Source organism: Pseudomonas sp. 18-147, from assembly GCF_051048045.1.
Classification (GTDB): Bacteria; Pseudomonadota; Gammaproteobacteria; order Pseudomonadales; family Pseudomonadaceae; genus Pseudomonas; species Pseudomonas aeruginosa.
In genome coordinates, this window is sequence record NZ_CP182296.1 from 2,291,370 (window position 1) to 2,303,912 (window position 12,543).

General features: G+C 67.0%; 11 protein-coding genes. 9 read left to right on the forward strand and 2 right to left on the reverse strand.

Annotated elements, in window-relative coordinates; genetic code table 11:
* The first annotated feature begins 38 nt into the window (after positions 1–38).
* A complete protein-coding gene (locus ACM0M4_RS11035) occupies positions 39–1,283 on the forward strand; it encodes a lipoprotein-releasing ABC transporter permease subunit (RefSeq protein ID WP_003113987.1) in 1,245 nt (414 codons plus the stop codon).
* Between the two features lie 87 nt (positions 1,284–1,370).
* Here the strand turns inward: ACM0M4_RS11035 and ACM0M4_RS11040 are convergent, their stop codons facing one another.
* The gene (locus ACM0M4_RS11040; RefSeq protein WP_003091165.1) at positions 1,371–1,904 is read right to left on the reverse strand and encodes a DUF2062 domain-containing protein; all 534 of its coding nucleotides are present in this window, start codon (positions 1,902–1,904) and stop codon (positions 1,371–1,373) included.
* Positions 1,905–2,034: 130 nt separating this feature from the next.
* On the opposite strand from ACM0M4_RS11040, the gene ACM0M4_RS11045 reads away from it, so the two are divergent.
* The 8 genes from ACM0M4_RS11045 (at position 2,035) to murB (ending at position 8,870) form a co-directional block, all read left to right on the forward strand.
* A complete protein-coding gene (locus ACM0M4_RS11045; RefSeq protein WP_003113988.1) occupies positions 2,035–4,260 on the forward strand; it encodes a DNA internalization-related competence protein ComEC/Rec2 in 2,226 nt (741 codons plus the stop codon).
* Positions 4,261–4,332: 72 nt separating this feature from the next.
* Entirely contained in the window at positions 4,333–4,968 is a 636-nt protein-coding gene (locus tag ACM0M4_RS11050; protein ID WP_003091163.1) for a MotA/TolQ/ExbB proton channel family protein, read from the forward strand.
* Complete coding sequence (locus tag ACM0M4_RS11055) at positions 4,965–5,405, forward strand: ExbD/TolR family protein (protein ID WP_003091161.1); 441 nt, start codon at positions 4,965–4,967, stop codon at positions 5,403–5,405. Before ACM0M4_RS11050 ends, ACM0M4_RS11055 begins: the two co-directional genes overlap by 4 nt.
* On the forward strand, positions 5,405–6,403 hold the full coding sequence (lpxK, locus tag ACM0M4_RS11060; protein ID WP_003091159.1) for a tetraacyldisaccharide 4'-kinase: 999 nt from the start codon (positions 5,405–5,407) through the stop codon (positions 6,401–6,403). Before ACM0M4_RS11055 ends, lpxK begins: the two co-directional genes overlap by 1 nt.
* Before the next feature lie 37 nt (positions 6,404–6,440).
* Positions 6,441–6,626, forward strand: coding sequence for a Trm112 family protein (locus ACM0M4_RS11065; protein WP_003091157.1), 186 nt, complete (start codon positions 6,441–6,443; stop codon positions 6,624–6,626).
* Complete coding sequence (gene kdsB / locus ACM0M4_RS11070; protein WP_054375735.1) at positions 6,626–7,390, forward strand: 3-deoxy-manno-octulosonate cytidylyltransferase; 765 nt, start codon at positions 6,626–6,628, stop codon at positions 7,388–7,390. The genes ACM0M4_RS11065 and kdsB overlap by 1 nt, the downstream gene beginning before the upstream one ends.
* Complete coding sequence (locus tag ACM0M4_RS11075) at positions 7,390–7,854, forward strand: low molecular weight protein-tyrosine-phosphatase (RefSeq protein WP_003106924.1); 465 nt, start codon at positions 7,390–7,392, stop codon at positions 7,852–7,854. The genes kdsB and ACM0M4_RS11075 overlap by 1 nt, the downstream gene beginning before the upstream one ends.
* Positions 7,851–8,870 carry a UDP-N-acetylmuramate dehydrogenase gene (gene murB / locus ACM0M4_RS11080; RefSeq protein ID WP_003106928.1) on the forward strand — a complete coding sequence of 340 codons (1,020 nt, stop codon included), beginning with the start codon at positions 7,851–7,853 and terminating at the stop codon, positions 8,868–8,870. The genes ACM0M4_RS11075 and murB overlap by 4 nt, the downstream gene beginning before the upstream one ends.
* A 157-nt stretch (positions 8,871–9,027) precedes the next feature.
* On the opposite strand, the gene rne is transcribed toward murB, so the two are convergent.
* Positions 9,028–12,201: a ribonuclease E gene (gene rne, locus ACM0M4_RS11085; RefSeq protein ID WP_034053614.1), complete on the reverse strand. Its 3,174-nt coding sequence runs from the start codon at positions 12,199–12,201 to the stop codon at positions 9,028–9,030.
* Positions 12,202–12,543 lie beyond the last annotated feature (342 nt).

The window sequence follows — 12,543 nt, forward strand, 5'->3', positions numbered from 1 at the left end:
GTCCGGCGAATCCCCCATCGACTCGGTGCATCCGCGACATGTTCAGACCGTTACCGTTCTTCATAGGCCTGCGCTACACCCGCGCCAAACGCCGCAACCACTACATCTCGTTCATCTCGCTGACCTCGATGATCGGCCTGGCGCTGGGCGTGCTGGCGATGATCATCGTGCTCTCGGTGATGAACGGCTTCCAGAAGGAAATGCGCACGCGGATCCTCGGCATGGTGCCGCATGCCACCATCAGCGCGGCGCAGCCGCTGGACGACTGGCAGACCGTCGCCAACGCGGCGCTGCGGCACCGCGAGGTGGTCGGCGCGGCGCCGTTCGCCGAACTGCAGGGCATGCTGTCGTACAAGGGCAATATGCTGCCGGTGCTGGTCAACGGCATCGACCCGCAGGAGGAGCGCAAGGTTTCCATCGTCGGTGAGCACATCGTCCAGGGCAGCCTGGACGACCTCAAGCCTGGCGAGTTCGGCATCGTCCTCGGCGAGATCACCGCGCGGCGCTTCCATGTCAATGTCGGCGACAAGCTGACCCTGATCGTCCCGGAAGCCACCAGCGCGCCGGGCGGCATCACTCCGCGCATGCAGCGATTCACCATCGTCGCCCTGTTCAAGGTCGGTGCCGAACTGGACAACTCGCTGGCGCTGATCGACATCGCCGATGCCGGCCAGTTGCTGCGCCTGCAACCGGGCCAGGTGCCGAGCGTGCGCCTGGAGCTGAAGGATCTCTACCAGTCGCCGCAGGTCGCCGCCAAGGTGGTCAAGGAGTTGGGGCAGGGCTTCAGGTCCAGCGACTGGACCAGGACCCAGGGCAGCCTGTTCAACGCGATGAAGATGGAAAAGACCATGATCGGCCTGCTCCTGCTGCTGATCATCGCGGTCGCCGCCTTCAACATCATCGCCACCCTGATCATGGTGGTCGCCGACAAGCGCACCGACATCGCGATTCTTCGTACCCTCGGCGCCACGCCGCGGCAGATCATGGCGATCTTCATGGTCCAGGGCACCGTCATCGGCGTGATCGGGACGGTCATCGGCGGGGTACTCGGGGTGTTCGCGGCGTTGAACATCACCGGGATGATCGACCGCATCGAACGGTTGGTCGGACACAAGGTCTTCAGCTCGGATGTGTACTTCATCAACTACCTGCCTTCCGACCTGCAGGTGCTGGACGTGGTGCTGATCTGCAGCGCTGCATTGCTGATGAGCTTCCTCGCCACCCTGTACCCATCCTGGCGCGCGGCGCGGACACAACCGGCCGAGTCGCTGCGCTACGAGTGAGCGAGAAGGCCTGCGCCAGTCCCAGCACGGGGCGGACAAGGCCCACGAAAAAGCCGCCTTCGAGGCGGCTTTTTCATGTCCGGCGGATTACTTCGCGGCGACCCGTTCGCGACGTTGCCGGCAGCGTCGGCTCCAACTGCGCTGCACCCACCAGCGCCAGTAGAGCATCGTCAGCGCGTAGCCGAGGATGGCGGCGATGATGCCGCACACCACCGAACCGAGCAGGAAGGGCTGCCAGAGGCTGGACAGCTCCTGGCTGATCCATTCCCAGGTGAGATGGTCCGGCAGGGTGCGCGGCGGCACCTGCATCAACCAGGCGCCCAGCTTGTAGGTGCAATAGAAGACCGGGGGCATCGTGATCGGATTGGTCAGCCAGACCAATCCGACGGAGATTGGCAGATTGCTCCGAATCCACACCGCCAGACCGGCCGCCAGCAGCATCTGCATCGGCATCGGGATGAAGGCGGCGAACAGCCCGGCGGCCATGGCGCGCGATACCGAGTGGCGATTGAGATGCCAAAGGTTGGGATCGTGCGTCAACTTGCCGAGAAAGCGCAGCGACTTCTGCGAGCGGATGCTTTCCGGATCGGGCATGTAGCGCTTGAACAGGCGACGCGGCATGTGGGCTCTCGGTGGATATAGGCTTGCGTATTATGCCAAGCAAGATGACAGGATTTCGTTGCCCATTGTATGACCCCATGTGACATGTCGGGGAGCGGAGGGCACGCCACGGGGATGGGAGGAACCGTTCATGCGCCTGGGATTGCCAGCCCTCGCCGCGGGGCTGCTGGCCCTGCGCTTCCTGGCGGAATTGCCGTCGGTCGGCTGGCTGCTGGGCATGGCCGCCGCCGGACTGTTGCTGCTGTTCGGCCGGCTGTACTGGCTGGGGTTGTTCCTGCTCGGGTTCGCCTGGGCCTGCGGCTCGGCGCAAGTCGCCCTGGACGGACGCCTGGCCGCCGAGCTGGATGGTCGCACCCTTTGGCTGGAGGGGCGTGTGGTCGATCTGCCGGCGAGCGGCGAGGGCGTCACGCGCTTCCGGCTGGAGGAGGTCAGCGCTGCGCGGGGCGTGCTTCTTCCCGAGCGTCTGCGCCTGAGCTGGCGCGGCGCGCCGCCGCTGATGGGCGGCGAACGCTGGCGCCTGGCGGTGACCCTGAAACGCCCCCGCGGCCTGGTGAACGCGGCGGGTTTCGACTACGAGGCCTGGTTGTTGGCGCAGCGGGTCGGTGCTGTGGGCACGGTGAAGGCGGGCCAGCGCCTGCAGCCGGCCAGCGGCCTGGATGCCTGGCGCGATGCCTGGCGCCAGCGCCTGCTGGCGGTCGACGCACAGGGGCGCGGCGCCGCCCTGGCGGCGCTGGTGCTGGGGGATGGCTCGGGGTTGAGCGCGGCCGAGTGGCGAATGTTCCAGGACACCGGCACCGTGCATCTGATGGTCATCTCCGGTTCGCATATCTCGTTGCTGGCGGGGATGCTCTATGGCCTGGTGGCGGCCTTGCATCGCCTGGGCTGCTGGCCGCGGCGCCTGCCCTGGCTGCCCTGTGCCTGCGCCCTGGGTTTGCTTGGTGCCTGGAGCTACGGGTTGATGGCGGGTTTCGAGGTCCCGGTGCGGCGCGCCTGCCTGATGGTCAGCCTGGCGCTGGTCTGGCGCCTGCGTTTCCGCCACCTGGGCTTGCTGACCCCGCTGCTGGCAACGCTGGTGCTGGTCTTGCTGGTCGAGCCGCTGGCCAGCCTGCAGGCGGGGTTCTGGCTGTCGTTCCTGGCGGTTGCCCTGCTGCTCTGGCTGTTCGCCGGGCGCCTTGGGCGCTGGCGCTGGTGGGCGGCCTGGGGGCGGGCGCAGTGGGGGATGGCGCTGGGGCTGGCGATGCCGCTGCTGGCGCTGGGCCTGCCGTTGAGCCTGAGCGGAGCGCCGGCCAACCTGCTGGCGGTGCCTTGGATCGAACTGCTGGTAGTGCCCCCGGCCCTGGCGGGGAGCCTGCTGCTATGGGTGCCCGGGCTGGGCGAGGGGCTGCTTCGCGCCGCTGGCGTTTCGCTGGACCTGCTGTTTCGTGCGCTTGGCCTGCTGGCGGGCCTGGCCGAGGCCTGGCAGCCACCCGCCGCAGCGGCCTGGAGCGTAGCGCTGGGCATGCTCGGCGCGCTCTGCTGGCTGGCGCCGGCTGGCTTGCCGTTGCGTGCCCTCGGTGCCGCGTTGCTACTGCCGGCATTGTTGCCGTCATCGCCGCCTGTCGAATGGGGGCGGGCGGAAGTGCGGGTGCTGGACGTCGGCCAGGGGCTGGCCGTGCTGGTGCGTACCCGGGAGCATGTCTTGCTCTATGACAGCGGTGCGCGGCAGGGGGCGTTCGACATGGGTGAGCGGGTGGTGGTGCCGGTGCTGCGCAGCCTGGACCTGCGGCGCCTGGACGGCCTGTTGCTGAGCCATGCCGACAACGACCATGCAGGCGGTGCTCCTACGGTCGCTTCCCGATTCCCGCCGGTTTGGCTGGTCAGCGGCGAACCCGCGCGCCTGCCTTCGCCGTTGTTCGCGGACAGCTGCGACGAGCGGAGCTGGTCCTGGGATGGCGTGGTTTTCGAACAGTGGGCATGGGCACAGGCCGGCGACAGCAACGACCGCTCCTGTGTGCTGAGGGTCGAGGCCGATGGCGAAGTCCTGCTGCTGACCGGGGACATCTCGCGTGCGGCCGAGCATGCCTGGCTGGCGCGACAGGCCGATCCCCGGGTCGACTGGTTGCTGGCGCCGCATCATGGCAGCCGCAGTTCCTCCGGAGTCGCCTTCGTGTTGCGTACGCGGCCTCGCCATGTGCTGGTCTCGCGAGGTTGGCGCAACGCCTTCGGCCATCCCCATGGCGAAGTGATGGAGCGTTACGCGAGGGTCGCCGCGCAGGTCCACGACACGGCACGCGACGGTGCCCTGACGTTTCTCCTCGGAAGCCGTGGCGGCGCACGCCGGGAGCGTGATTCGGCGCACTTCTGGCGGGAAAAATGAGAACCGTGGCGGTCGGCGGAAAAGGGTCGCTGTGCTAGAGTGGCGCCACTTTTTTTTCGGGGATATGCCACTGTGTGGGAACTGGTTCAAGCCGGCGGCTGGATGATGCTGCCGATCATTCTGAGTTCGATCGCCGCCACCGCCATCGTCGCGGAGCGCCTGTGGACGCTGCGCAAGAGCCGCGTCGCGCCGCCCGAGCTGCTCGGCCAGGTGTGGAAGCAGATCAAGGGCAAGCAACTGAGCGCCCAGAAGCTCAAGGACCTGCGCGCCAACTCGCCGCTGGGAGAGATCCTCGCCGCCGGTCTGGCCAACTCCAAGCACGGTCGCGAGATCATGAAGGAGTGCATCGAGGAGGCTGCTTCCGGTGTCATCCACGAGCTGGAGCGCTACCTCAACGCCCTCGGCACCATCGCCGCGATGGCGCCGCTGCTGGGCCTGCTGGGTACGGTGTTCGGCATGATCCAGATCTTCGGCGCCTTCATGGACAACGGCATGGCCAACTCGCCGATGCTTGCCGCGGGCATCTCCAAGGCATTGATCACCACCGCCGCCGGCCTGCTGGTGGCGATTCCGGCGGTGTTCTTCCATCGCTACCTGCTGCGGCGGGTCGACGAACTGGTGATCGCCATGGAGCAGGAGGCCATCAAGCTGGTGGAAGTGGTGCAGGGCGATCGTGAAGTCGACTACGTCGAGGAAGGCAAAGCGTGAAATTCCGCCGCAGACGGGCGGGTGCCGCCCGTGAAGACGTCTTCATCAACCTGGCGTCGCTGATCGACGTGATCTTCGTCCTGCTGCTGTTCTTCGTGGTCAGTACCACCTTCACCCGCCCCGAGCAGCTCAACATCGAGCTGCCATCGGCGGAGAGCGGCGAAACCGCCGGCACCGAGCAGAAGCAACTGGAACTCTCGGTGGATGCCGAGGGGCACTACGCCTTGAACGGGCAGGCGCTGGCCAAGAGCGACCTGGCCACCCTGATGGCGGCGATGCAGCGTGAATCGGCGGGCGACAACAACCTGCCGGTGGTGATCAGCGCCGATGCCAAGTCCACCCACCAGTCGGTGGTCACGGCGATGGACGCAGCGGGCAAGCTGGGCTTCGTCCACCTGCGCATCACCACGGTCGAGAACACGGCGGCCAAGCCCTGATGTCGTTCTCCGAGCGACTGCTCGCCGCCTGGTACCAGGGGCATCCGGCGCTGGCGCTGCTGCGTCCGCTGGAGGCTCTCTATCGTCGGGTGGCGAACGGCCGCCGGGCGGACTTCCTGTCCGGGCGCAAGCCCGCTTACCGGGCACCGCTGCCGGTGCTGGTGGTAGGCAATATCACCGTCGGCGGAACCGGCAAGACGCCGATGATCCTCTGGATGATCGAGCACTGCAGGGCTCGCGGCTTGCGGGTTGGCGTGATCAGCCGCGGCTATGGTGCCCGGCCGCCCACCACGCCGTGGCGGGTGCGGGCCGAGCAGGACGCCGCGGAGGCTGGCGACGAACCGCTGATGATTGTCCGGCGCAGCGGCGTGCCGCTGATGATCGACCCGGATCGTCCGCGCGCCCTGCAGGCGCTGCTCGCCGAAGAGCAGTTGGACCTGGTCCTCTGCGACGATGGCTTGCAGCACTATCGCCTGGCGCGCGATCTGGAACTGGTGCTGATCGATGCCGCGCGCGGTCTCGGCAATGGTCGTTGCCTGCCGGCCGGTCCGTTGCGCGAACCGGCGGAGCGTCTGGAAAGCGTCGACGCGCTGCTTTACAACGGCGCCGACGAGGATCCTGACGGCGGTTACGCATTCCGCTTGCAGCCTACTGCGCTGATCAACCTGCAGAGCGGCGAGCGCCGACCGCTGGAGCATTTTCCCGCGGGCCAGGAGGTCCATGCCCTGGCCGGGATCGGCAATCCGCAGCGTTTCTTCAGGACGCTCGAGGCGCTACACTGGCGGGCGATTCCGCATGCCTTCCCGGATCACGCGACCTACACGGCGGCCGAACTGGCGTTCAGCCCGCCGCTGCCGCTGCTGATGACCGAGAAGGATGCCGTTAAATGCCGGGCTTTCGCAGCGGCCGACTGGTGGTACCTGGCGGTCGATGCGGTGCCTTCCCCAGCATTCGTCGCCTGGTTCGACGCCCGACTCGAGCATCTCCTGGCGCGCTGACCGGCGGCCGTGCCGCCATTGTATGAAGGACTCCGCCATGGACCCGAAACTCCTCGATATCCTTGCCTGCCCGTTGACCAAGGGCCCGCTGGTGCTCAGCGAAGACAAGACCGAACTGATCAGCAAGCAGGCCGGCCTGGCCTATCCGATCCGCGACGGCATCCCGGTGATGCTGGAGAGCGAGGCTCGCTCCCTGAACGTGGACGAGCGGCTGGACAAGTAATGACCCAGGCGTTCACTGTCGTCATTCCCGCCCGCTACGCCTCCACTCGTCTGCCCGGCAAGCCATTGCAGGATATCGCCGGCCAGCCAATGATCCAGCGCGTCTGGAACCAGGCCCGCAAGAGCGCCGCCAGCCGCGTGGTCGTCGCCACCGACGACGAACGCATCCTGGCGGCGTGCCAGGGGTTCGGCGCCGAGGCGCTGCTGACACGTGCCGAGCACAACTCCGGCACCGATCGCCTGGAGGAAGTCGCTTCCCGGCTCGGCCTGGCCAGCGATGCCATCGTGGTCAACGTCCAGGGCGACGAACCGCTGATCCCCCCGGCGCTCATCGACCAGGTGGCGGCCAACCTGGCGGCGCACCCGGAAGCCGCCATCGCTACCCTGGCCGAGCCGATCCATGAGGTCTCCGCGCTGTTCAATCCGAACGTGGTCAAGGTCGCCACCGACATCGGCGGCCTGGCCCTGACTTTCAGTCGTGCGCCCTTGCCCTGGGCTCGCGACGCCTTCGCCCGCGATCGCGACAGCCTGCCGGAGGGCGTGCCCTATCGTCGCCACATCGGCATCTACGCCTATCGCGTGGGTTTCCTTGCCGATTTCGTCGCCTGGGGACCGTGCTGGCTGGAGAACGCCGAAAGCCTTGAGCAATTGCGCGCGCTCTGGCACGGGGTGCGAATCCATGTGGCCGATGCCCGCGAAAACATGCTTCCGGGCGTGGATACGCCGGAAGACCTCGAACGCGTTCGCCGCGTGCTGGGGGGCTGATGCGCGTCCTGTTCGTCTGCCTGGGCAACATCTGCCGGTCGCCCACCGCCGAAGGCGTGTTCCGGCGCAAGGTCGAGGAGGCCGGGCTGGCTTCCCGCATCCATGTCGATTCCGCCGGTACCGCCGGCTGGCATGTCGGCAAGGCGCCTGACCAGCGCACCCGCCTGGCCGCGCAAAGGCGTGGCTACGACCTGTCGGCACTGCGTGGACGCCAGGTCGGCATCGAGGATTTCTCCCGCCATGACCTGATCCTGGCCATGGACCTGTCCAACCTGGCTGACCTCGAGACCCTGCGTGCCGGGCGCGGTGCCGCCGAACTGGATCTGTTCCTGCGTCGCTACGGATCCGAGCGGGACGAAGTGCCCGATCCCTACTATGGCGGCGAAGAAGGCTTCGAGCAGGTCCTCGACCTGATCGAACATGCCTGCGACCGTCTGTTGATCGAAGCCAAGGGGCGACTGTGAGCCTGGAACTGCAAGAGCATTGCTCGCTGAAGCCCTATAACACCTTCGGCATCGACGTGCGCGCCCGCCTGCTGGCCCACGCCCGGGACGAGGCTGATGTGCGCGAGGCCCTGGCCCTGGCTCGGGAGCGTGGATTGCCGCTGCTGGTGATCGGTGGTGGCAGCAACCTGCTGCTGACCCGTGACGTCGAGGCGCTGGTTTTGCGCATGGCCAGCCAGGGGCGGCGAATTGTTTCCGATGCCGCGGATTCGGTGTTGGTCGAGGCGGAGGCGGGCGAGGCCTGGGACCCATTCGTACAATGGAGCCTGGAGCGGGGCCTGGCCGGTCTGGAAAATCTCAGCCTGATTCCCGGCACCGTGGGTGCGGCGCCGATGCAGAACATCGGCGCCTATGGCGTGGAGCTGAAGGATGTCTTCGACAGCCTGACGGCGCTGGATCGCCAGGATGGAACCCTGCGTGAGTTCGATCGCCAGGCCTGCCGTTTCGGCTACCGCGACAGCCTGTTCAAGCAGGAGCCTGATCGCTGGCTGATCCTCCGCGTGCGCCTGCGCCTGACACGGCGGGAGAGGCTGCACCTGGACTACGGGCCGGTACGCCAGCGCCTGGAGGAGGAGGGCATCGCCAGTCCGACGGCCAGGGACGTAAGCCGGGTAATCTGCGCCATTCGCCGGGAGAAGCTGCCCGACCCCGCCGTATTGGGCAATGCCGGCAGCTTCTTCAAGAACCCGCTGGTGGATGCGACGCAGGCCGAGCGCTTGCGTCAGGCCTTCCCGGATCTGGTTGGCTATCCGCAGGCGGACGGTCGGTTGAAGCTGGCCGCAGGCTGGCTCATCGACAAGGGCGGCTGGAAGGGCTTTCGCGATGGCCCGGTGGGGGTGCACGCGCAGCAGGCGCTGGTCCTGGTCAACCATGGCGGTGCCACCGGTGCCCAGGTCCGGGCATTGGCGGAGCGTATCCAGGAGGACGTCCGTCGGCGTTTCGGCGTCGAATTGGAGCCTGAACCCAATCTCTACTGAGGGTGCGGCTGGAGAATGAAAAAGGGATGCCGGCGGCATCCCTTTTTCATTGTGCGTGTTCGGCGGCTCTGGTCATGACGGGCGGTATGCCGGAGTGCCGCGGAATGACACGCAAAAAAAAGGGATGCCATGGCATCCCCTTTTTTCAGTCTGTCACTCAGGCATGCGGGCGCGAGGTTTCGCTTTCCTCGGTCTTTTTCGCGTGCTCCGTGTCGGTGGCGTCTTCGCCGGAAGCTTCAGGCTCGGCCTGTACCGCTTCCTGGGCTTCGTCCGCCTGGGACGGAACGTCGGCCTGGGCGATTTCTTCAGCCTGGGGTGCAGCAGGTTCCTCCTGGGCCGACGCTTCCTCGCTCGCTACAGCCGGGACCTCCTCGACGGCGGGAGCGGCCTGAGCTGCCGCTTCGGCTGCTGCTGCGGCTTCGCGTGCCAGACGCTCGGCTTCGCGTTGCAGGCGACGTTTTTCCCGTGGGTCGTTGAGGGCACGGCCGGTCGCGTTGGCCGGCACCGCCGCGATGGCCGGGGTCGGCTCCTCGGTGGTTGCGGGCTCGCTAGGGGCTGCTGCTTCGACGGGCACCGGGGCGGCAACTTCTTCGGCCGCTTCCGTTGCCGGTTGCACGGCGCTCTCGGCGTCTTCGCGGCTTTCCACGCTTTCGCTGGCGAAGGGAGCTTCTTCAGTGGCTTGCGCGACCAGCAGGGTGCTCTGGTCGGCTTCGTCCCGGACCACGCTGACGGTCACCGGCGCTTCGATGTCGGCGGTTTCGCCGGTATTGGCCTCGCTGTCCGCGCCCTGGGTTTCGACGGCTTCGCTGGTCGACGCGTCGGTCTCATCGCTTGCCGTGGTTTCGCTGGCAGCCTCGCTGGTAGTGGCCGGGGCTTGCTCCACGTTTGCTTCTACGGCTTCGCTGGCGACAGCGATACCGGCAGCGGCGGCGGCTGCGACTGTGTTCAGCGGCGCGGCGGCGTTATCGGTCGCCTCGCTGCCTTCCACCTCGCCGCTGACCTCGCGCTGGCGTTCGCGGCGGTTGCTGCGACGACGCTGGCCGCGGGAGCGGCGGCGCGGGCGCTCGCCATCGGTATCGTCCTGCTCGTCCTGCTCCAGGCTCTCGTCGTTCGGCAATGCCTCGGCTTCCAGGGCCGCGGCGTCGCGAGCCTGGCGATCCTCGCGCGGCTGGCGCTCTTCGCGGGCCGGGCGCTCGGCGCGTTCTTCACGGCCTTCGCGGGGTTGGCGCTCTTCGCGGGCCGGGCGTTCGGCGCGCTCTTCGCGGCGGCGTTCGCTGCGTTCCTCGCGACCTTCGCGGCCTTCGCGCGGCTGGCGCTCTTCGCGGGGTGTCCGCTCGGCGCGCTCTTCACGGCCTTCGCGCGGCTGGCGCTCCTCGCGAGCCGGGCGCTCGGCGCGCTCTTCGCGGCGACGTTCGCTGCGCTCTTCGCGGTTCGGGCGTTCGGCGCGCTCTTCGCGCGGTTGACGCTCTGCGCGTTCCTCGCGGGGCTTGCGCTCTTCGTCGCGGCGATTGCCATCGCGGCCATCGCGGCGGCGGTTCTGCTGGCGGCCGTTGCGACGCTCGTCCTGGCGGGTTTGGCGCTCGGCAGCCGGCTTGCTGGTTTCAGCAGGCTTGGCGGCAGGTTGATCCTTGCCTGCGAACAGGCCGACCAGGGACTTCACCAGGCCCTGGAACAGGCTCGGCTCGGGCATCGGCTTGGCCGGCTCGACCGGTGCTTCGGTGTGTTGCGGTGCGGGCTGCTGGGGAGCGACGGTCTTGACTGCTGCTTCCTGGCGGACCAGGGTGCGGGTCGAGCTGACCGGCTGGGCTTCTTCGTGCTCGACGGTGGCCATTTCGTAGCTGGTCTGGCCGGCAACCAGTTCGGGGCTGTCATCGCGCAGACGCTGGACTTCGAAATGCGGGGTTTCTAGATGATCGTCCGGCAGGATGAAGATGCGCGCGCGGGTACGCAGTTCGATCTTGGTGATGGCGTTGCGCTTCTCGTTGAGCAGGAAGGCGGCGACCTGGAAGGGCACGCGGGCGCGGACTTCCGCGGTGCGGTCCTTCAGGGCTTCTTCCTCGATCAGGCGCAGGATGGCCAGCGACAGCGACTCGACGTCGCGGATGATGCCCTGGCCGTTGCAGCGCGGGCAGACGATGCCGCTGGTCTCGCCGAGGGACGGACGCAGGCGCTGGCGGGACATTTCCAGCAGGCCGAAGCGCGAGATGCGACCGACCTGGACGCGCGCGCGGTCGGCCTCGAGGGCTTCGCGGACACGCTCTTCCACGGCGCGCTGGTTCTTCGCCGGGGTCATGTCGATGAAGTCGATGACGATCAGGCCGCCGATGTCACGCAGGCGCAGCTGGCGGGCGATTTCCTCGGCCGCTTCCAGGTTGGTCTGCAGGGCGGTTTCCTCGATGTCGCCGCCCTTGGTGGCGCGCGCCGAGTTGATGTCGATGGAAACCAGGGCCTCGGTCGGGTCGATGACGATGGAGCCGCCGGACGGCAGCTTCACTTCGCGCTGGAAAGCGGTCTCGATCTGGCTCTCGATCTGGAAGCGATTGAACAGCGGAACGCTGTCCTGGTACAGCTTCACCTTGCTGGCGTACTGCGGCATCACCTGGCGGATGAAGTTCAGGGCTTCTTCCTGGGCGTCGATGCTGTCGATCAGCACTTCGCCGATGTCCTGGCGCAGGTAGTCGCGGATGGCGCGGATGATGACGTTGCTTTCCTGGTAGATCAGGAAGGGCGCGCCACGTTCGCCGGACGCTTCCTTGATCGCGCTCCACAGTTGCAGCAGGTAGTCGAGGTCCCACTGCAGTTCCTCGGTGCTGCGGCCGAGGCCGGCGGTGCGCACGATCAGGCCCATGTCGGCCGGTGCGTTGAGGCCGTTCAGGGCCTCGCGCAGCTCGTTGCGCTCTTCGCCTTCGATACGGCGGGAGATGCCGCCGGCGCGCGGGTTGTTCGGCATCAGCACCAGGTAACGGCCGGCCAGGCTGATGAAGGTGGTCAGGGCGGCGCCCTTGTTGCCGCGCTCTTCCTTCTCGACCTGGACGATGACTTCCTGGCCTTCGCTCAGGACTTCCTTGATGTTGATCCGGCCTTCGGGGGATTTCTTGAAGTATTCGCGGGAGATTTCTTTGAGGGGGAGGAAGCCGTGGCGTTCGGCGCCGAAGTCGACGAAGGCGGCTTCGAGGCTGGGTTCGACGCGAGTGATGCGGCCTTTGTAGATGTTGGCCTTCTTCTGCTCGCGGGCGCCCGACTCGATGTCGAGGTCGAACAGGCGTTGGCCGTCGACCAGTGCAACACGCAACTCCTCGGGTTGAGTCGCGTTGATCAGCATTCTTTTCATGTAGTACCAATGGTTTCCGGGGCTACCGGAAACGGCGATCGGCACACACGACTCTCACGGTCGGTGCTCGGGCGCGTATTCAGGAATGGCGGGCCATTCCCGTGTCCAGCGGCGCTCGGCACTGGGTGCCGGTCCGCGACTACGTCTCCTGCTTCCTGTGTTTCAGAAGCACTTGAGTCAGGAGGAGGAATCGGCTGTCGGAGGCGGACGAAAAATGCGTCTGGATCAAGCTAGAAGCTACGCAGTCCAACAGCCGTACATCTCCACCCTACACATGTTCCTTAAGAATCGGGCGCCGCTCGCAGTATCCGGAGCGGGTTGGCATCTCGCGCTCACCGAAGT